The sequence below is a fragment of the Mycobacterium sp. ACS4331 genome, assembly GCF_001667265.1.
Lineage (GTDB): Bacteria > Actinomycetota > Actinomycetes > Mycobacteriales > Mycobacteriaceae > Mycobacterium.
Genome location: NZ_LZHW01000013.1, coordinates 15,987 through 34,120, shown reverse-complemented (window position 1 = coordinate 34,120; position 18,134 = coordinate 15,987). Strand labels below are relative to the sequence as shown.

18 protein-coding genes are annotated in these 18,134 nt (G+C 68.0%); 13 read left to right on the top strand and 5 right to left on the bottom strand.

Features of this window, described 5'->3' with window-relative positions; genetic code table 11:
• Genes A5727_RS03860 through A5727_RS03850 form a run of 3 tightly spaced genes read right to left on the bottom strand, consistent with a single transcriptional unit; the run spans nt 1 to nt 2,818 of the window.
• A complete protein-coding gene (locus A5727_RS03860; protein ID WP_068244758.1) occupies nt 1–1,113 on the bottom strand; it encodes an adenosine deaminase in 1,113 nt (370 codons plus the stop codon).
• A complete protein-coding gene (locus tag A5727_RS03855) occupies nt 1,113–2,414 on the bottom strand; it encodes a thymidine phosphorylase (RefSeq protein WP_068244754.1) in 1,302 nt (433 codons plus the stop codon). Before A5727_RS03855 ends, A5727_RS03860 begins: the two co-directional genes overlap by 1 nt.
• Nucleotides 2,411–2,818: a cytidine deaminase gene (locus tag A5727_RS03850; protein ID WP_068244750.1), complete on the bottom strand. Its 408-nt coding sequence runs from the start codon at nt 2,816–2,818 to the stop codon at nt 2,411–2,413. The genes A5727_RS03855 and A5727_RS03850 overlap by 4 nt, the downstream gene beginning before the upstream one ends.
• Before the next feature lie 303 nt (nt 2,819–3,121).
• Here A5727_RS03850 and sdhC point away from each other — a divergent pair, with 303 nt between their 5' ends.
• The 8 genes from sdhC to A5727_RS03810 all read left to right on the top strand — a co-directional run bounded on the left by sdhC (nt 3,122) and on the right by A5727_RS03810 (nt 10,012).
• The gene (gene sdhC, locus A5727_RS03845) at nt 3,122–3,460 is read left to right on the top strand and encodes a succinate dehydrogenase, cytochrome b556 subunit (RefSeq protein ID WP_068245318.1); all 339 of its coding nucleotides are present in this window, start codon (nt 3,122–3,124) and stop codon (nt 3,458–3,460) included.
• A 17-nt stretch (nt 3,461–3,477) separates the two neighbouring features.
• Nucleotides 3,478–3,909 carry a succinate dehydrogenase hydrophobic membrane anchor subunit gene (locus A5727_RS03840; RefSeq protein WP_197507589.1) on the top strand — a complete coding sequence of 144 codons (432 nt, stop codon included), beginning with the start codon at nt 3,478–3,480 and terminating at the stop codon, nt 3,907–3,909.
• 22 nt (nt 3,910–3,931) lie between these two features.
• The gene (gene sdhA / locus A5727_RS03835) at nt 3,932–5,686 is read left to right on the top strand and encodes a succinate dehydrogenase flavoprotein subunit (protein ID WP_068244745.1); all 1,755 of its coding nucleotides are present in this window, start codon (nt 3,932–3,934) and stop codon (nt 5,684–5,686) included.
• On the top strand, nt 5,686–6,468 hold the full coding sequence (locus A5727_RS03830; RefSeq protein WP_068244743.1) for a succinate dehydrogenase iron-sulfur subunit: 783 nt from the start codon (nt 5,686–5,688) through the stop codon (nt 6,466–6,468). The genes sdhA and A5727_RS03830 overlap by 1 nt, the downstream gene beginning before the upstream one ends.
• A 190-nt stretch (nt 6,469–6,658) precedes the next feature.
• Nucleotides 6,659–6,988 (top strand): type IV toxin-antitoxin system AbiEi family antitoxin domain-containing protein, encoded by a 330-nt coding sequence (locus A5727_RS03825; protein ID WP_068244736.1) that lies wholly within the window; start codon nt 6,659–6,661, stop codon nt 6,986–6,988.
• A 50-nt stretch (nt 6,989–7,038) separates the two neighbouring features.
• Nucleotides 7,039–7,812, top strand: a complete 774-nt coding sequence (locus A5727_RS03820; RefSeq protein WP_068244733.1) for a PTS sugar transporter subunit IIAB — start codon at nt 7,039–7,041, stop codon at nt 7,810–7,812.
• A gap of 11 nt (nt 7,813–7,823) precedes the next feature.
• Nucleotides 7,824–9,377, top strand: coding sequence for a PTS ascorbate transporter subunit IIC (gene ulaA / locus A5727_RS03815; RefSeq protein WP_068244729.1), 1,554 nt, complete (start codon nt 7,824–7,826; stop codon nt 9,375–9,377).
• 38 nt (nt 9,378–9,415) lie between these two features.
• A complete protein-coding gene (locus tag A5727_RS03810; protein WP_068245315.1) occupies nt 9,416–10,012 on the top strand; it encodes a carboxymuconolactone decarboxylase family protein in 597 nt (198 codons plus the stop codon).
• Here the strand turns inward: A5727_RS03810 and A5727_RS03805 are convergent.
• On the bottom strand, nt 9,951–10,898 hold the full coding sequence (locus A5727_RS03805) for a sigma-70 family RNA polymerase sigma factor (protein ID WP_068244726.1): 948 nt from the start codon (nt 10,896–10,898) through the stop codon (nt 9,951–9,953). The genes A5727_RS03810 and A5727_RS03805 overlap by 62 nt on opposite strands.
• A gap of 90 nt (nt 10,899–10,988) precedes the next feature.
• On the opposite strand from A5727_RS03805, the gene A5727_RS03800 reads away from it, so the two are divergent.
• Together A5727_RS03800 and A5727_RS03795 are read left to right on the top strand one after the other, a co-directional pair.
• Nucleotides 10,989–12,497, top strand: coding sequence for an APC family permease (locus tag A5727_RS03800; RefSeq protein WP_068244723.1), 1,509 nt, complete (start codon nt 10,989–10,991; stop codon nt 12,495–12,497).
• A gap of 21 nt (nt 12,498–12,518) precedes the next feature.
• Nucleotides 12,519–13,376: a universal stress protein gene (locus A5727_RS03795; RefSeq protein ID WP_068244720.1), complete on the top strand. Its 858-nt coding sequence runs from the start codon at nt 12,519–12,521 to the stop codon at nt 13,374–13,376.
• 183 nt (nt 13,377–13,559) lie between these two features.
• Here the strand turns inward: A5727_RS03795 and A5727_RS03790 are convergent, their stop codons facing one another.
• Nucleotides 13,560–15,056, bottom strand: a complete 1,497-nt coding sequence (locus A5727_RS03790; RefSeq protein WP_068244717.1) for a gamma-aminobutyraldehyde dehydrogenase — start codon at nt 15,054–15,056, stop codon at nt 13,560–13,562.
• A 207-nt stretch (nt 15,057–15,263) separates the two neighbouring features.
• Here A5727_RS03790 and A5727_RS03785 point away from each other — a divergent pair, with 207 nt between their 5' ends.
• From A5727_RS03785 to A5727_RS03775, 3 genes are read left to right on the top strand one after another with little or no spacing between them, the layout of a single operon-like run.
• On the top strand, nt 15,264–15,710 hold the full coding sequence (locus A5727_RS03785) for an Lrp/AsnC family transcriptional regulator (RefSeq protein WP_068245312.1): 447 nt from the start codon (nt 15,264–15,266) through the stop codon (nt 15,708–15,710).
• A complete protein-coding gene (locus tag A5727_RS03780) occupies nt 15,707–17,092 on the top strand; it encodes an aspartate aminotransferase family protein (protein WP_068244714.1) in 1,386 nt (461 codons plus the stop codon). Before A5727_RS03785 ends, A5727_RS03780 begins: the two co-directional genes overlap by 4 nt.
• The gene (locus tag A5727_RS03775) at nt 17,046–18,083 is read left to right on the top strand and encodes an SMP-30/gluconolactonase/LRE family protein (protein WP_068244710.1); all 1,038 of its coding nucleotides are present in this window, start codon (nt 17,046–17,048) and stop codon (nt 18,081–18,083) included. The genes A5727_RS03780 and A5727_RS03775 overlap by 47 nt, the downstream gene beginning before the upstream one ends.
• Nucleotides 18,084–18,134: the final 51 nt, after the last annotated feature.

The window sequence follows — 18,134 nt, the reverse complement described above, 5'->3', positions numbered from 1 at the left end:
TCACCCGATCAGGACCGCATAGCGCGGCTTGATCACCTCGTCGATGATCGCCAGGCGTTCGTCGAAGTGAATGAACGCCGACTTCATCGCGTTGATGGTGAACCGCTCGAGGTCGCTCCACCCGTACCCGAAGGCCTCGACCAGACGAAGCATCTCCTGGCTCATCGTGGTGTCGCTCATCAACCGGTTGTCGGTGTTGACCGTGACGCGGAACCGCAGTCGCGCCAGCATGTCGAACGGGTGCTCGGCGATCGAACGGGCGGCCCCGGTCTGCACATTCGACGACGGGCACATCTCCAGCGGGATGCGCTTGTCGCGGACGATGGCGGCGACTCGGCCCAGGTGGTACGTCCCGTCGGACTGCTCGTCGATGTCATCGACGAGTCGCACGCCGTGACCCAGTCGATCGGCGCCGCAGAACGCCAGCGCTTCATGGATGGACGGCAGCCCGAATGCCTCTCCGGCATGAATCGTGAAGCGCGCGTTGTTGTTCCGCATGTACTCGAACGCGTCCAGGTGCCGGGTCGGCGGGTAGCCGGCCTCGGCCCCGGCGATGTCGAAGCCCACGACGCCCTTGTCCCGGAACCGGATCGCGAGTTCGGCGATCTCCCGGGACCGGGCGGCGTGCCGCATGGCCGTCACCAGGCAGCGCACCACGATCGGGCGCCCCGCCGACGCGGCGGCCTTCTCGCCGTCGGCGAATCCGGCCAGGACGGCGTCCACGACGTCGTCGAGCGACAGGCCACCCTCGATGTGCAGCTCGGGGGCGAAGCGAACCTCGGCGTAGACCACCGAATCCTCGGCCAGGTCCTCGACACATTCGAAGGCCACCCGGTGCAGGGCCTCCGGCGTCTGCATGACGGCGACGGTGTGGGCGAACGGTTCCAGGTAGCGCTCGAGGGATCCGCTGTGCGCCGCGGTGCGGAACCAGTCCGCCAGGGCGTCGACGTCGGTGGCCGGCAGGTCGTCGTAGCCGATGGCGCCGGCGATGTCGAGCACCGTGGCGGGGCGCAGTCCCCCGTCGAGATGGTCGTGCAGAAGCGCCTTGGGGGCCTGCCGAATCACCTGCAGGTCGTGCGGTCCGGTCGCGGACGTCGGTGTCGGCGCTGTCATCAGGGGCCCATCCGTTCAATGATCAGGGGACGAGTCGGCGGTGCAGAATGGCCAATATTCCAGGCATCGGCGAGTTCGGCCATCGCTGGCGCGAATCGGTTCGGGGTGTCGGTGTAGAGCGTGAAGACGGCCTCGCCCGCGGCCACGGGTTCCCCAGGCCTGCGGTGGATCCTGATGCCGGCCCCGGCCTGCACGCGCTCACCCGGGCGCGATCGGCCCGCTCCGAGCCGCCACACCGCCATCCCCACCGCCAGCGCGTCGATGTCCCCCATTGTGCCGCTCACCGACGCGGTCACGGTCTCGGAATGGGCCGCAACCGGCAGGGGCTGACTCAGATCACCGCCCTGAGCCGCGACGATGGCCCGGAAGCTGTCCATCGCGGTGCCGTCACGCAGGGTGTCGGCGGGGTCGCGTGCGTCCAGGCCCGCCAGCGTGAGCATCTCGGCGGCCAGCTGCAGCGTCAGTTCGACGACGTCGGAGGGACCACCACCGGCGAGCACCTCCAGCGATTCGGCGACCTCGACGGCGTTGCCGACCGTGCGGCCCAGGGGCACCGCCATATCGGTCAGCAGCGCCCGGGTGGGGACGCCGTGGGCCCGGCCGAGATCGACCATGGTCTGCGCCAGATCGACCGATTCCGCGGGGTCCTTCAGGAACGCGCCGGACCCGACCTTGACGTCGAGCACGAGCGCGTCGGCGCCCTCCGCGAGCTTCTTGCTCATGATCGAACTCGCGATCAGCGGCAGCGACTCGGTGGTCGCGGTGACGTCGCGCAGTGCGTAGATCTTACGGTCGGCCGGCGCGAGGTCGCCCGCGGCGAAGATCGCCGCACCCACCTCGCGCAGCTGCGCGCGGACCCGGTCCTTACCGATCTCGGCGGAGAAGCCGGGGATGGACTCGAGCTTGTCTAGCGTGCCGCCGGTGTGGCCCAGGCCGCGCCCGGCGGCCTGCGGGACCGCCGCTCCGCACGCGGCGACCACGGGCACCAGCGGAATCGTGAGCTTGTCGCCGACCCCGCCGGTGGAGTGTTTGTCCACCAATCGCAGTGGCTGCCCGTCGCGGCGCAGATCGGCGAAGTCCAGTCGCTCGCCGGAGGCGATCATCGCCGCGGTCCACCGCGCGATCTCGTCGCGGTCCATCCCCCGCAGGAAGATCGCCATGAGCAGCGCGGCCATCTGCTCGTCGCCGACATCGCCGCGCGTGTAGGCGTCGATCACCCAGTCGATCGCCGCATCCGACAGTCGCCCGCCGTCGCGTTTGGTGCGGATGACGGTCGGTGCGTCGAAAGTCAGTTCCCTCATCCCCTCGGCCCCCGAACGAGGTCGTCGGGACCGAAGGCCTCCGGGAGGAGCTCCGACAGCGGTTTGGGCCCGGCCGGGTGGTCGATCAGCATCGTGGGTCCGCCGTGTTCGAGCAGCACCTGGCGGCACCGCCCACAGGGCATCAGCAGGTCTCCGTCACCGGCCACGCAGACCAGTGCGCGCAGCCGCCCGCCACCCGTCGCGAAGAGGGCGCAGACCACAGCGCACTCGGCACAGAGACCTAGGCCATATGAGACATTCTCCACATTGCAACCGGTCACAACTCGGTCATCATCGACCAGTGCGGCGGCGCCCACCGGAAACCCCGAGTAGGGGGCATAGGCCTGAGTTGATGCTCTTATCGCGTTGTCCCGCAACAGTTTCCAGTCAATATCACCGCTCATGCGACCGCCACCTCATCAAGTCTGAATCCATTCCGAAAAACCCGTCCACACGGCCCTCACCCACCAAGGTCACCCTAACTTTCCGAGAGATTTCGGCGCTCACCCCTTTTCCGGGATTCGGTCGTTGCTGAGAATGGGATTAGAGTCCACCCGACGGTTTCCAGACACCGCCACGCCTGGGGTAACGACTGGCCCCGGCGTCCACCGAAGGCGTTGGAGGCGCAGATGACGACAGCGGCCCCGGTCGAACCGGCGCACAAAGACAAGCCGCGCCGTCGCACCCTGTATCGCGGAGATCCCGGCATGTGGTCGTGGGTCCTTCACCGCATCACGGGCGCGACCATCTTCTTCTTCTTGTTCGTGCATGTTCTCGACACTGCACTGGTCCGCGTCAGCCCGCAGGCCTACAACGAAGTCATCGAGACCTACAAGACCCCGATCGTCGGGCTCATGGAGGTCGGCCTGGTGGCGGCGGTGCTGTTCCACGCGTTGAACGGCATTCGCGTCATCCTCGTCGACTTCTGGTCCGAAGGCCCCCGCCATCAGCGCAAGATGCTGGCCGGTGTGGGTGCGATCTGGTTGCTGGTGATGGTTCCCGCACTCGTGGTGCTCGGGATGCACATGGCGGAGAGGTTCCTGTGAGCAGCGCAGAGCGGCCGATTGCACCGGTCCTGGAGAAGAGCTACGACCGCCCCGCCGGTCTGGACAACCCGCGCGCCCCGCGTCGGCGCGCCGGAATGCCCAACTTCGAGAAGTACGCCTGGCTGTTCATGCGCTTCTCGGGTATCGCCCTGGTGTTCCTGGCGCTCGGCCACCTGTTCATCATGCTGATGTGGCAGAACGGCGTGTACCGGATCGACTTCAATTACGTCGCGGAGCGCTGGGCCTCGCCGTTCTGGCAGACCTGGGACCTGCTGCTGCTGTGGCTGGCCCAGCTGCACGGTGGCAACGGCATGCGCACGATCATCGCCGACTACACCCGCAAGGACTCCACCAAGTTCTGGCTTAACACGCTGTTGGCGCTGTCGATGATCTTCACGCTGGTGCTGGGCACCTACGTGCTGCTGACGTTCGACGCGAACATCGCCTGATTTTTCAAGGGAGCCCGCCAAAGTGATTCAAGAGCATCGCTACGACGTGGTCATCGTCGGCGCCGGCGGCGCCGGGATGCGTGCCGCGGTCGAGGCCGGTCCGCGAGCCCGGACCGCCGTGCTGACCAAGCTGTACCCCACTCGCAGCCACACCGGTGCGGCGCAGGGCGGCATGTGCGCCGCCCTGGCCAACGTCGAGGACGACAACTGGGAGTGGCACACCTTCGACACCGTCAAGGGTGGCGACTACCTGGCCGACCAGGACGCCGTCGAGATCATGGCCAAGGAGGCCATCGACGCGGTGCTCGACCTCGAGAAGATGGGGATGCCGTTCAACCGCACCCCTGAGGGACGCATCGACCAGCGTCGCTTCGGCGGCCACACCCGCGATCACGGCAAGGCCCCGGTTCGGCGCGCCTGCTACGCCGCCGACCGCACCGGTCACATGATCCTGCAGACGCTGTACCAGAACTGCGTCAAGCACGACGTGGAGTTCTTCAACGAGTTCTACGCCCTGGACCTGGTCCTGACCGAGACGCCGTCCGGCCCGGTTGCCACCGGGATCGTGGCCTACGAGCTGGCCACCGGCGACATCCACGTCTTCCACGCCAAGGCGATCGTGTTCGCCACGGGTGGCTCGGGCCGGATGTACAAGACCACCTCCAACGCCCACACCCTGACGGGCGACGGGCTGGGCATCGTGTTCCGTAAGGGACTTCCCCTGGAGGACATGGAGTTCCACCAGTTCCACCCGACAGGTCTGGCGGGTCTGGGCATCCTGATCTCGGAAGCCGTTCGCGGCGAGGGCGGCCGCCTGCTCAACGCCGACGGCGAACGCTTCATGGAGCGTTACGCGCCCACCATCGTCGACCTCGCACCGCGCGACATCGTCGCCCGGTCGATGGTGCTCGAGGTGCTCGAAGGCCGCGGCGCCGGACCGAACAAGGACTACGTCTACATCGACGTCCGCCACCTCGGTGAGGACGTGCTGGAGGCCAAGCTCCCCGACATCACCGAGTTCGCCCGCACCTACCTGGGTGTGGACCCCGTCAAGGAACTGGTGCCGGTCTACCCGACGTGCCACTACGTCATGGGCGGCATCCCGACGACGGTGACCGGACAGGTGTTGCGCGACAACCACAACACCGTGCCGGGCCTGTACGCCGCGGGCGAGTGCGCGTGCGTCTCGGTGCACGGCGCCAACCGCCTGGGCACCAACTCGCTGCTGGACATCAACGTCTTCGGACGCCGCGCCGGCATCGCCGCCGCGGAGTACGCCGCCAGCCACGACTTCGTCGACCTGCCCGCCGAGCCCGCGGGGATGGTGACCGAATGGGTCTCCGACATCCTCTCCGAGCACGGCAACGAGCGCGTCGCCGACATCCGCGGTGCGCTGCAGCAGTCGATGGACAACAACGCCGCGGTGTTCCGCACGGAGGAGACGCTCAAGCAGGCGCTCACCGACATCCACGCGCTCAAGGAGCGGTACTCGCGAATCACCGTGCACGACAAGGGCAAGCGCTTCAACAGCGACCTGCTCGAGGCCATCGAGCTGGGCTTCCTGCTGGAGTTGGCCGAGGTCACCGTGGTCGGTGCGCTCAACCGCAAGGAGTCGCGCGGCGGGCATGCCCGCGAGGACTACCCCGACCGTGACGACACCAACTACATGCGGCACACCATGGCGTACAAGGAGGGCAGCGAGCTGCTGTCCGACATCCGGCTGGACTACAAGCCCGTGGTCCAGACCCGTTATGAGCCGATGGAGCGGAAGTACTGATGACTGCTGTACTCGACAAGCCAGAAGCCGGCGATCCGCCACTGCCCCCCGTCCCCGACGAAGCGGTGATGGTCACGCTCAAGATCGCCCGGTTCAACCCGGAGAACCCCGACGCGGCCGGCTTCCAGAGCTTCCGGGTGCCGTGCCTTCCGTCCGACCGGCTGCTGAACCTGCTGATCTACGTGAAGAGCTACCTCGACGGCACGCTGACGTTCCGGCGTTCGTGTGCGCACGGCGTGTGCGGTTCGGACGCCATGCGGATCAACGGCGTCAACCGGCTGGCGTGCAAGGTGCTGATGCGCGACATGCTGCCGAAGAAGGCCGGCAAGCAGCTGACCATCACCATCGAGCCCATCCGCGGCCTGCCGGTCGAGAAGGATCTCGTGGTGAACATGGAGCCCTTCTTCGACGCCTATAAGGCGGTCAAGCCGTTCCTCATCACCAGCGGCAACCCTCCCACCCGGGAGCGGATCCAGAGCCAGACCGACCGGGCCCGCTACGACGACACCACCAAGTGCATCCTGTGCGCCTGCTGCACCACGAGCTGCCCGGTGTTCTGGAGCGAGGGTTCGTACTTCGGTCCGGCGGCGATCGTGAACGCGCACCGGTTCATCTTCGACTCCCGTGACGAGGCCGCCGCCGAGCGCCTCGACATCCTCAACGAGGTCGACGGCGTCTGGCGCTGCCGCACGACGTTCAACTGCACCGAGGCCTGCCCACGCGGCATCGAGGTCACCAAGGCGATCCAGGAGGTCAAGCGCGCGCTGATGTTCGCGCGCTAGTTCTTCGTCCCGCCGAGCGCGCACCCAGGTACGGGGGCGCGCTCGCGGCATTTGTGCGCTTTCACGTCCAGCTCGCAGCCACGTACACATTTCGGGCCGAAAACCGTACGCAGCTGCAAGCTCGCGGGTCATCCGGTGTCCCGAACACGGGTGAATACCGCAGAACCGACATGCACCCGAGTATTACGGCGTGTTCACCGACCTCCCATTTGAACTGCTGCAGATCTTCGCCCGTCAGGGCAGCGTCGCCACGTTCGCACAGATGGAACAGCACCTGGGCCGCCGAACTCTTCAGCGCCACATCAGAACCGGCGTGCTGGTGAAGATCTGGCCCAACATCTACTGCTGGGGACAGCCCACCCAGGACATCAGGCTCAACGGCCTCAACCTTCGATCGGTGATCGACCGCGACAAGCGTTGCTGGCGTTTGGACTTCGCGTGGCCTTCCCGCTTCACGTGGTGGCCAACGACGTCCGCGTCGAACACCGGGCAATGGTCCGCCCCATCGAAGCCCAGCTGAGAGCGCCCAACTCGGCCCGGGGAGCGTGACGACGGATTACTGTCGCATCTATGGCAGGCCTGTCCGAACTGCTCACCGAACAGCGCATCGAACTCGGCGTCGCCGCCACCACCTGGCAGGAGGCCATCCGGAAGGCCGGCGCCCTGCTGGAACGCGACGGCGTCGCTGATGCGCCGTACACGCAGTCGATGATCGACAACGTCGAATCCAACGGCCCCTACATCGTCGTGGCTCCGGGTTTCGCGTTCGCGCATGCGCGCCCCTCGGCGGCGGTTCACCGCACCGGCATGTCCTGGGTGCGGCTGGCCAGTCCAATCGCCTTCGGCCACAAGACCAACGATCCGGTGACGCTGGTGGTGGCGCTGGCGGCGACCGACTCCGGTGCGCACAACACCGCCATGGCGGACCTGGCGAAGGTGCTCGGCAACCCCGACAAGCGCGCGGCCCTGGACACCGCCGGCACCCCCGCCGAGCTGCTGGCGGTCCTCACCGGCGAGAGTCGCCCCACAGCGGAGCCGACCGCACCGGCACGCCAGGCCAAGAACCTCATCCTGACGGTGTGCGGGAACGGCCTCGGCACCAGCCTGTTCCTGAAGAACACCACCGAACAGGTGCTCGGCACCTGGGGGTGGGCGCCCTACATCAACGTCGAGGCCACCGACACCATCTCCGCCAAGGGACGGGCCAAGGAGGCGGATCTGATCCTGACCTCCGGCGAGATCGCGCGCACCCTCGGCGATGTCGGCATTCCGGTGCGGGTGATCGAGAACTTCACCTCGACCCGTGAGGTCGACACGGCCCTGCGCGACTCCTACGACGTCTGAGGGAGCAACGAGTGAACTGGCTGGTCAGCATCGCCGAATTCATCGTCAACGAGATCCTGGCCGTCCCGGCCTATCTCATCGGCATCATCACCGCAGTCGGGCTGATCGCGCTGCGGAAGTCGGTCGGCCAGGTGATCGGCGGCGCCCTCAAGGCCACCCTGGGCTTCCTGCTGATCAGCGCGGGCGCGGCGCTGGTGGTCGCGTCCCTGGAACCACTGGGTGTGATGATCCAGGGCGCTGCCGGAAGCCAGGGCGTCGTGCCGACCAATGAGGCGATCGTCGGCATCGCACAGAACGAGTTCGGCGCACAAGTCGCCTGGCTGATGATCCTCGGCTTCGCGATCAGCCTGCTGCTCGCGCGGTTCACTCCCCTGCACTACGTGTTCCTGACGGGCCATCACACACTGTTCATGGCCACCCTGCTCACCATCGTGCTGGCCACCGCGGGTCTGCCCGCGACGGTGGTGGTGACGGTGGGCGGTGTGCTGCTGGGCGTGGTGATGGTGGCGCTGCCCGCCATCTCGCAGCCCTGGACCAGACGCATCACCGGAGACGACAGCATCGCGATCGGGCACTTCGGCACGCTCGGCTACATCGCCTCCGGCATCACCGGACGCTTCGTCGGCGGGGCCAAGAGCCGTTCCACCGAAGACCTCAAACTCCCGGAATCCCTTCGCTTCCTTCGTGACTCGATGGTCGCCACCGCGCTGTCGATGGTGCTGATGTACGTCGTGGTGTCGCTGATCTATCTGGGCAGGGCGGGTGAGGAGACCGCGTTCGCCGCGTACGCCGACGACACCGGTGCCGGTGCGGCGAGCGGGGTCGGGAACTTCCTGATGATGGGTGTCACCCAGGGCCTGAGCTTCGGCGTCGCGGTTGCGGTCATCCTGTTCGGCGTCCGCACCATCCTCGGCGAACTGGTGCCGGCGTTCCAGGGCATCGCCGAGCGGATGGTCCCCGGCGCGGTGCCCGCGCTCGACGCACCCATCGTCTTCCCCTATGCCCAGAACGCGGTGCTGATCGGCTTCATCTCGAGCTTCGTCGCGGGGCTGGCCGGACTCGCCGTGCTGTCGCTGTGGCTCGGCCCGGCGTTCGGGTGGGTCCTGGTGCTGCCCGGCCTGGTGCCGCACTTCTTCACCGGCGGCGCCGCGGGCGTGTACGGCAACGCCACCGGCGGACGCCGCGGCGCGATCGCGGGCGGGTTCGTCAACGGGCTGCTGATCACGTTCCTTCCCGCGCTGCTGGTCCGCGTGCTCGGCTCGTTCGGCGAGGAGAACACCACCTTCGGCGACACCGACTTCGGCTGGTACGGAATCCTGCTGGGCAACGCCGCCCGGCTCGGCACGGTCTGGGGTGTCGTGGTGATGCTGCTGATCGGCGCCGTGCTGCTGGTGCTGGCGATCGCGGTGCAGCGCAGACTCGTCGACACCGGGTGGGATCCGTCCCCGGGGCGGGCCGCGCCGGCCCCGGCCGCCGACGGCGGGGCGGCGCCGACCACGGGGCGCACCTACCCGAAGATCCCGCCGCCGCCCGGGGCGCCGGCACCGCCGCCGCCTCCCGGCTGAGGCTGTCACACATCGGCGGGCTGTCTCGTCTCATGAGTATGACCACGTCACGCATCGCCCCCTTGGCGCCCGAGAACGCTCCGCTGTTGACCAGGCTGATGTACCGCTTCGCCCGACGGCGGTTCGGTGAGGTGCCCGAACCCTTCGCCGTCTACGCCCACCACCGGGGACTGCTGGTCGCCAGCGCAGTGCATGAAGGACTCCTGGACAGGGCCAGCACCCGGTTGCCCGCCGCCGTGCGCGAACTGGCGGTGTACTGGACCGCCCGCAGCATCGGCTGCTCGTGGTGTGTGGACTTCGGCACGATGCTGATGCGCCTGGACGGCCTGGACCTGGCCCGACTGCAGCACATCGACGACTGGCCGACCTCTCCGCTGTTCACCGAGGACGAGCGGGCCGCGATCGCCTACGCCGAGGCCATGACCACCGATCCGCACACCGTGACCGACGAGCAGGTCAACGACCTGCGACAGCGCTTCGGCGACGCCGGCGTCATCGAACTGACCGCGCAGATCGGCGTGGAGAACATGCGCGCCCGGATGAACGCCGCGCTCGACATCACCGAGCAGGGGTTCAGTTCCGGGGACGCGTGCCGGGTGCCCTGGGCGACCGACGGGCCAACGGCGACCCGCTGAACTTGTCCGGGTTGGCGACGTCCCAGATCGCCCAGACCGCTCCGTCGCGCACGGTCATGGCGATGACGTGCGGCGCCATGTCGGGATAGTCCGAGTCCGCGGGCAGTCCCTCGGTGTAGCTGCCGAGTTCGCCGTTGACCAGCGCCAACCGCGTGGCGGTCAAGAACCTCGGACCGTAGCGGCGGGCCAGGCCGAGCAGGAACCGGGCCACCTTCTCGGAGCCGACGATGGGTCGCGGCGCGGTCGGGGCGCGGCGGTTGGCGTCGCCGGTGAGCGTGACGTCGGGGTGCAGCAGCGCCACCGCCTCGTCGATGTTCCCGGCGGCGATCGCGGCCATCAGCCGCCCGACCACCTCGTCGTGCGCCGGATCTCGCGGCGGCGCCGACGCCCCGGCGACCGCCCGGCGCGCGCGGGATGCCGACTGGCGGGCCCCGGCGGCGCTGGTGCCCAGCACGTCGGCGATCTCGGCGAAGCCCACCCCGAAGCCGTCGTACAGGACGAAGGCCACCCGCTGATCGGGCGAAAGGCGTTCCAGCACAACCATTGCGGCGAACCTGGCGTCCTCGGAGGCGACGACGGCGGCAAGCGGATCGTCGGACCCGACGTCGACGACGACGGGTTCGGGCAGCCAGTCCCCGACATAGGTCTCCCGACGGTGGGCGGCCGAGCGCAGCCAGTCCAGGCTCAACCGGCTGACGACCGTGGTCAGCCACGCCCGCAGGTCCACGATCTCGCCGTGCTTGCCCGACGCCCACCGCAGCCAGGCGTCCTGCACCATGTCCTCGGCGTCGGAGAACGAACCGGTCAACCGGTAGGCCACGGCCAGCAGATGCGGCCGCAGCGACTCGAACTCGTCCTGCCGCTCCTGCTGACCGCCGGGAGTCATGTTTCGAGGCTACTTGTCTGCACGATTCGTCTGTCCGAGCAAATCCCGCAGTCCCCCACCAATACCCGCTCAGAGTCGTATATTCCACCCATGGCCATCGCGGAACATCCGGCGCCAGCAACCTCGGACAAGGGCCTGCAGGCTGGTGCGCTCGGCCTCGTCGGCAACGTCGTCATAGGCCTGTCGGCGGTGGCGCCGGCCTACAGCCTGGCCGCGACACTCGGTTACGTCGTGCTCGCGGTCGGCGAGAAGGCGCCGTCGATGTTCCTGCTGGCCTTCATCCCGATGCTGCTGGTGGCGTTCGCGTACAAGGAGCTGTCGCAGGACACCCCCGACTGTGGCACCACGTTCACCTGGGGCACCAAGGCATTCGGTCCGTGGATCGGCTGGATCGGCGGCTGGGGTCTGGCCGTCTCGGCGATCATCGTGCTGGCCAACGTCGCAGAGATCGCCGCGATCTATCTGTTCAAGTTCCTCGGCCAGGACGCACTGGCCGAGAACATCTGGGCCAAGGTGCTGTTGGGCTCCTTCTTCATCATCGCGATGACACTGGTGAGCGCGCGCGGAATCGTGGTGTCCGAACGGATGCAGAACGTGCTGATCGCGATTCAGTTCGGAGTGCTGATCGTCGTCAGCATCATCGCCCTGGTGCGGGTCTTCGCGGGAACCGCTGGCGCCCAGGCCATCTCGCCGTCGCTGTCCTGGCTGTGGCCCGGCGGCCTGGACTCACACTCAATCGCGGCCGCGGTGATCCTGTGCATCTTCATCTACTGGGGATGGGACGCCTGTCTCGCGGTCGGCGAGGAGACCAGGAATCCCGGTCGCACACCCGGAATCGCCGCACTCATCACCACCGTGATCCTGGTGTGCACCTACGTTCTGGTGGCGTATGCGATCCAGTCGTTCGCCGGGTTCGGCCACGTCGGCATCGGTTTGAACAACCCGATGAACACCGACGACGTGCTGACGGTGCTCGGCGCGCCGGTCGCCGGGTCGATCGCGGCGTCTCTGCTGCTGCTGACGGTCTCGATCTCGGCGCTGTCGTCGACCCAGACCACGATCCTGCCCACCGCGCGCGGCACGCTGTCGATGGCCGTCTATGAGGCCATCCCCAAACGCTTCTCGCACGTCCACCCGCGGTACATGACCCCGGCGTTCGGCACGATCGTGATGGGGCTGGCCGCGCTGTTCTTCTACCTGCTGTTGACCTTCCTGAGCGAGAACGCCCTGGCGGACTCGGTGGCCTCACTGGGTCTGGCGGTGGCGTTCTACTACGGGATCACGGCGTTCGCGTGCGTGTGGTACTTCCGCGCCACGCTGTTCACCTCGGCCCGCAACCTGTTCTTCCGCGGGGTCTTCCCACTGCTCGGCGGGCTCGCCATGACCTGGGCGTTCGGCATCAGCGCGCGGGACATGATCGATCCCGAGTACGGCTACACCGCGTTCGGCCCCGTCGGCGGCGTTTTCGTCCTCGGGGTCGGCATGCTGGTGCTGGGCATTCCGCTGATGTTGGCGTGCTTCGCATTCGGCACCAAACGATTCTTCCGCGGCGAGACCCTGACACCCGACACGGAGGTCAAGGTCCCGGATGTGTACTGATACGAAAGGGCAGGTACCGCAATGCATCTGACTGTCGGTTACCTCGCCACCCCCACCGGCGATGACGGGGCGGCACTGGCCGCCGCGTTCGCCCGCACCTTCGACGCCGATGTGGATGTCGTGCTCGTCGTGCGCCACGAACTGCCCGACGGCCACCCCGGCCGGGGCCAGTACCAGGAGCTGCTGATCGAACGCGGTCAGCAGTGGATCGCCAAGGCGGTGACGACGCTGACCGGAGCGGCCAAGTCGGTGACGCCCAATGTTCTGGTGGGGGAATCGTTCCCGGAGACTCTGATGACCTTCGCCGAGCAGAAGCGCTCCGATCTCATTGTGGTCGGCGGTGCACGCGACGGGTTCTTCGGCGGTCACATGATCGGACCCGTCGCGAGTGCGCTGCTGCACAGTTCCTCGATCCCGGTGGCATTGGCGCCCCGGGGGTACGCCGACGACCCACCCGAGACCATCACCGCCATCACGGCCGCGGTCCCCACCCGTCCCGGTGACGACAACCCGCTGCCATTCTCGATCGCACTCGCGCGGGCCGCAACGCTGCCGATCCGGATGCTGTCGCTGGTGTCGGCCGAGAACCTCGCCGAGGCCGAGAACCTGAAGGAGCTGCGGGCGGCTCAGGTGGCCGCGGCACGCAAGAACCTCAATGTCGCGGCCCACGCCCTGCCCGACGCCCCGGAGATCGAGTCGCTGGTCGCCGACGGCATGACCCTGGAATCGGCTCTGAAGAAGCTGAACTGGACCGACTCCGACCTGCTGGTCGTCGGCTCCAGCAGATTCGCGGCGCCCAAGCGGATCTTCCTGGGCTTCACCGCTTCCCGCATTCTGGCCGGAGTCGACGCCCCGGTCGTGGTGATCCCCCGGGATTGAGGGGCGGGGCGCCGGGCTTCCGGGGGCACCTGTTCGAATTGCCCGCCTCAGAGCGAATTTGAGGGGGCGGGCTGCTCCACCACCGCTGGGCGCAGCCGCGGACATGGCGAAATTCGCTCAGAGGCGGGCATTTCAGACACCCACCCCGGCTGGCCGCCACGGTGGACCAGTCACGCAGCGGGGCTAGCGCTTGGTGAAGATCGTCCGGTGCCATTCCTTGTCGGCGACGCCAGTGATGTCGCTCATCACATGCTTGATGGTCAGGTACTCCTCGAACGAGTAGTCGCTCATGTCCTTGCCGAAGCCGGATGCGCCCACGCCGCCGTGCGGCATCTCGCTGATGATCGGGATGTGGTCGTTGATCCACACGCAGCCCGCGTTGATCTCGCGCGAGGCGCGCTGCGCGCGGTAGAGGTCACGGGTCCACGCCGAGGCCGCGAGCCCGTACTCGGTGTCGTTGGCCTGCCGCAGGGCGTCGTCGTCGTCGGTGAACGACCGCACGGTCAGCACCGGTCCGAAGATCTCGTCGCGGTACACCTCGGAGTTCTCATCGACGTCGGCGATCAGCGTCGGCGCATAGAACGAGCCCGGTCGGTCGATCACATGGCCACCGGTGACGATGCGCCCGCCCTCATCCGGGGCCCGCGACACCATGGCCGCGACCTTGTCCCGATGCGCGGCGGAGATCAGCGGACCCAGGTCGGTGTCTGCGTCGAAGGGATCCCCCACGACGACCTTCGACATCACCTCCGCGACACCGGCGACGAAGTCGTCGTAGAGTTCGCGGGCCACGATCGCCCTGGTGGCGGCGGTGCAGTCCTGTCCGGTGTTGATCAGCGACCCGGCGACCGCACCCTGGATCGCGGCGTCGAGATCGGCGTCAGAGAACACCACAAACGGTGCCTTGCCGCCCAATTCGAGCTGGGTGCGATGCCCGTGCACGGCCGCGGCGGCCATCACCCTGCGGCCGACGGCGGTCGAACCGGTGAACGTCACGACGTCGACGCCGGGGTGCCCGGCCAGTGCGTTGCCGACGTCGGCGCCCGCGCCGGTCAGCACGTTGAGCACCCCGTCGGGCAGGCCGGCCTCCTTGGCGATGCGCGCCAGGGTCAGCGTGGTCAGCGGGGTGAGCTCGGCGGGTTTGATCACCACGGCGCAGCCGGCGGCCAGGGCCGGAATGACCTTCCAGATCGCCATCTGCAGCGGGTAGTTCCAGGGCGTGATGGTGGCGACCACGCCGACGGCCTCGCGCCGGATGCTTGAGGTGTGGTCGGCCGAGTACTCGGCGCTGGCCTTGCCCTCGAGGTGGCGCGCGGCCCCGGCGAAGAACGCGACGTTGTCGATGCTGCCCGGCACGTCGAACTCAGTGGCCAGCCGGACGGGCTTGCCGGTCTGGCTGACCTCTTCGGCGATGAACAGCTCGGCGTTGGCCTCCATCAGCTCGGCGAGCCTGGCCAGCACCGCGGAGCGGTCGGCGGGGGTGGCGGTGGCCCACCCGCGAAGGGCGGCGCGCGCGCTGGCCACCGCGGCCGCGACGTCGCCGACGGTCGCCAGCGCGAGTTCGGCGACGGGGGCGCCGGTGGCAGGGTTGATGACCCGGTGCGCGGGACCGGAGGTCTGAGTGGACGTACCGTTGAGCCAGCTGCTCGCCACGGTCTTCACGGACGCAGTCGCAGTCATGGCCGCAACGGTAACCCAGAACCGTGGCCTCGACCAGAGCGGCAGCTACGTATTCCCTCGACTGAGGGTCCCATGACTTCGGAAATTCTCCACGATCGTTGGCATGTACAACGGATTCCGTGCACAATCGGGGGCATGCCCGACTCGGCAGGACCGCAGACCCCGGCGCCGCTCCGCACGGCCGCCAACAACGGGTCGATCCCCGTCATGCAACTCGACGACCTGTCCAAGGCCATCATCGAGAAGCTTCAGCAGGATGGCCGGCGGTCGTATGCGGGCATCGGCAAGGCCGTCGGCCTGTCGGAAGCGGCAGTGCGCCAGCGCGTCCAGCGGATGGTCGACGCTGGGGTCATGCAGATCGTCGCGGTCACCGACCCGATGCAACTCGGCTTCGCCCGACAGGCGATGATCGGCATCAAGTGCACCGGTGACACGCTCAAGGTCGCCGAGAAGCTCTCGGCCATCGACGCCGTCGACTACGTCGTCCTCACCGCGGGCTCCTTCGACGCGATCGTCGAAGTCGTGTGCGAGAACGACGACGGTCTGCTTGAACTGCTCAACACCAGAATCCGCGCAGTCCCGGGAGTGATAGCCACCGAAACGCTCGTCTATTTGAAACTCGTTAAGCAGCAATACAACTGGGGCACAAGATGACATCAACTGATATTCAGCAGAGCACCACTTCAGACCTCTCAGCCAAGGCCGACCGGCACCTGTGGGGCCACTTCGCCCGCCACGGCGCCGGCATCACGCCGCCGATCATCACGCGCGGTGAGGGCGTGCACATCTGGGACGACAAGGGCAGGCAGTACATCGACGGCCTGTCCGGGCTGTTCGTGGTGCAGGTCGGCCACGGCCGCGCCGAACTCGCCGAGGCGGCCGCCAAGCAGGCCGAGACCCTCGCGTTCTTCCCGCTGTGGAGCTACGCCACCCCGCCGGCGATCGAACTCGCCGACCGGCTCGCCGGCTATGCGCCCGGTGACCTCAACCGGGTGTTCTTCACCACCGGTGGCGGCGAGGCCGTCGAGAGCGCCTGGAAGCTGGCCAAGCAGTACTTCAAGCTGACCGGCAAACCCGGTAAGCACAAGGTGATCTCGCGTGCGGTCGCCTACCACGGCACCCCGCAGGGCGCGCTGGCCATCACCGGCATCCCCGCGTTCAAGGCGCCTTTCGAGCCGTTGACGCCCGGTGGGCACCGGGTGCCCAACACCAACTTCTACCGGGCGCCCGCACCGTATGACACCGACATCAAGGCCTGGGGTGAGTACTGCGCCGACCGCATCGCCGAGGCCATCGAGTTCGAGGGCCCCGAGACCGTGGCCGCAGTCTTCCTCGAACCCGTGCAGAACGCCGGTGGCTGTTTCCCGCCGCCGCCGGGGTACTTCCAGCGGGTCCGGGAGATCTGCGACGAGTACGACGTGCTGCTGGTGTCCGACGAGGTGATCTGCGCCTACGGCCGGATCGGGTCCATGTTCGCGTGCGACGACTTCGACTACGTGCCGGACATCATCACCTGCGCCAAGGGCCTGACCTCGGGGTACTCGCCGATCGGCGCCATGATCGCCAGCGACCGACTGTTCGAGCCCTTCGACGACGGCCAGACCGTCTTCGGCCACGGCTACACCTTCGGCGGGCATCCGGTGTCGGCCGCGGTGGCGCTGGCCAACCTGGACATCTTCGAGCGCGAGGGCATCAACGCCCACGTCAAGGAGAACGCCCCGGCCTTCCGGCGCACGCTGGAGCAGCTGCTGGACCTGCCCATCGTCGGTGATGTGCGCGGCGAGGGCTTCTTCTACGGCATCGAGCTGGTCAAGGACAAGACCACCAAGGAGACCTTCAACGACGAGGAGAGCGAGCGCCTGCTGCGCGGGTTCCTCACCCCGGCGCTGTGGGATGCGGGCCTGTACTGCCGCGCCGATGACCGTGGCGACCCAGTGGTCCAGCTGGCTCCCCCGCTGATCTGCGGCCAGGCCGAGTTCGACGCGATCTATGACATCCTGCGGGGCGTCCTCGGCGAGGCCAGCCGGCGGATGTAACGTGCGCAGGCCGCGCGTGCGCCCGGTCCGGTGGTCACCGCCGCCGGTCCGGGCCCTGCCCGAGTTCGGTCCCGCCGACCTCACGGTCGTGGACATGCCCGGTGAGGCGCCCGAGGACGTCGTCGTCGACGCCGACGGCTTCGTGTGGACCGGACTGGCCGACGGCCGGGTGGTGCGCGTGGATCCGGACGGCGCGACGCGGGTGGTCGCCGACACCGGTGGCCGCCCGCTCGGCATGTCGGTGGCCCGCGACGGCAGGCTGTTGATCTGCGACAGTCCGCGGGGCCTCCTGGCGATGGATCCCGACACCGGCACGCTCGATGTGCTGGTGGACACCGTCGACGGACGTCGCCTTCAGTTCTGCTCCAACGTCACCGAAACCCCGGATGGGGCAATCTATTTCACCGAGTCGACGGCCGCGTTCAGTTATGCCCACTTCAAGGCCGCCATCCTCGAGGCCCGCGGCGACGGGGCCCTGCACCGCCGCGATCCCGATGGCTCGGTCACCACGGTCGCGCGCGGGCTGTACTTCGCCAACGGCGTGACGCCCACGGCCGACGGCGAAGCGCTGGTGTTCGCCGAGACGCAGGGGCGCCGGCTGTCGAAGTACTGGCTGACCGGCGCGCGGGCCGGAACCGTGACCGAGCTGGCCACCGCGCTTCCCGGCATGCCCGACAACCTCTCCACGGGCGCCGACGGCCGGATCTGGTGTGCGTTCGTCTCCCCGGTCAACGCGGCCGCCGACTGGCTGGCGCCCAGGTCTCCGCTGCTGCGGAAGGTGGTGTGGCGACTGCCCGAGCGGTGGCAACCGCAGATCGAACCCGTGGTGTGGGCCGTGGCGTTCGACGCCGACAGTGGCGAGGCGGTCTCGGGTCTGCGACTGACTCATCCGGAGTTCGGCCTGGTCACCGGCCTGGTGGAGCATGACGGGCGACTCTGGCTGGGCAGCATCGGCAGCGCGGCGCTCGCGCACTGCGCGCTACCGCAGTAACAGGCGCAACACAAACCACACCAGTCACAGCGCGCCTGCCGGATCGGGGAC

Bases quoted from the DNA above. Each gene is read 5' to 3' on its own strand.
- A5727_RS03855 (WP_068244754.1), bottom strand. From the start codon at position 2,414: ATGAGGGAACTGACTTTCGACGCACCGACCGTCATCCGCACCAAACGC.
- A5727_RS03820 (WP_068244733.1), top strand. From the start codon at position 7,039: ATGGCAGGCCTGTCCGAACTGCTCACCGAACAGCGCATCGAACTCGGC.
- A5727_RS03795 (WP_068244720.1), top strand. From the start codon at position 12,519: ATGCATCTGACTGTCGGTTACCTCGCCACCCCCACCGGCGATGACGGG.
- A5727_RS03800 (WP_068244723.1), top strand. From the start codon at position 10,989: ATGGCCATCGCGGAACATCCGGCGCCAGCAACCTCGGACAAGGGCCTG.
- A5727_RS03785 (WP_068245312.1), top strand. From the start codon at position 15,264: ATGCAACTCGACGACCTGTCCAAGGCCATCATCGAGAAGCTTCAGCAG.
- A5727_RS03780 (WP_068244714.1), top strand. From the start codon at position 15,707: ATGACATCAACTGATATTCAGCAGAGCACCACTTCAGACCTCTCAGCC.
- A5727_RS03860 (WP_068244758.1), bottom strand. From the start codon at position 1,113: ATGACAGCGCCGACACCGACGTCCGCGACCGGACCGCACGACCTGCAG.
- A5727_RS03810 (WP_068245315.1), top strand. From the start codon at position 9,416: ATGACCACGTCACGCATCGCCCCCTTGGCGCCCGAGAACGCTCCGCTG.
- A5727_RS03775 (WP_068244710.1), top strand. From the start codon at position 17,046: ATGACATCCTGCGGGGCGTCCTCGGCGAGGCCAGCCGGCGGATGTAAC.
- sdhC (WP_068245318.1), top strand. From the start codon at position 3,122: ATGTGGTCGTGGGTCCTTCACCGCATCACGGGCGCGACCATCTTCTTC.
- A5727_RS03850 (WP_068244750.1), bottom strand. From the start codon at position 2,818: ATGAGCGGTGATATTGACTGGAAACTGTTGCGGGACAACGCGATAAGA.
- A5727_RS03790 (WP_068244717.1), bottom strand. From the start codon at position 15,056: ATGACTGCGACTGCGTCCGTGAAGACCGTGGCGAGCAGCTGGCTCAAC.
- A5727_RS03805 (WP_068244726.1), bottom strand. From the start codon at position 10,898: ATGACTCCCGGCGGTCAGCAGGAGCGGCAGGACGAGTTCGAGTCGCTG.
- A5727_RS03830 (WP_068244743.1), top strand. From the start codon at position 5,686: ATGACTGCTGTACTCGACAAGCCAGAAGCCGGCGATCCGCCACTGCCC.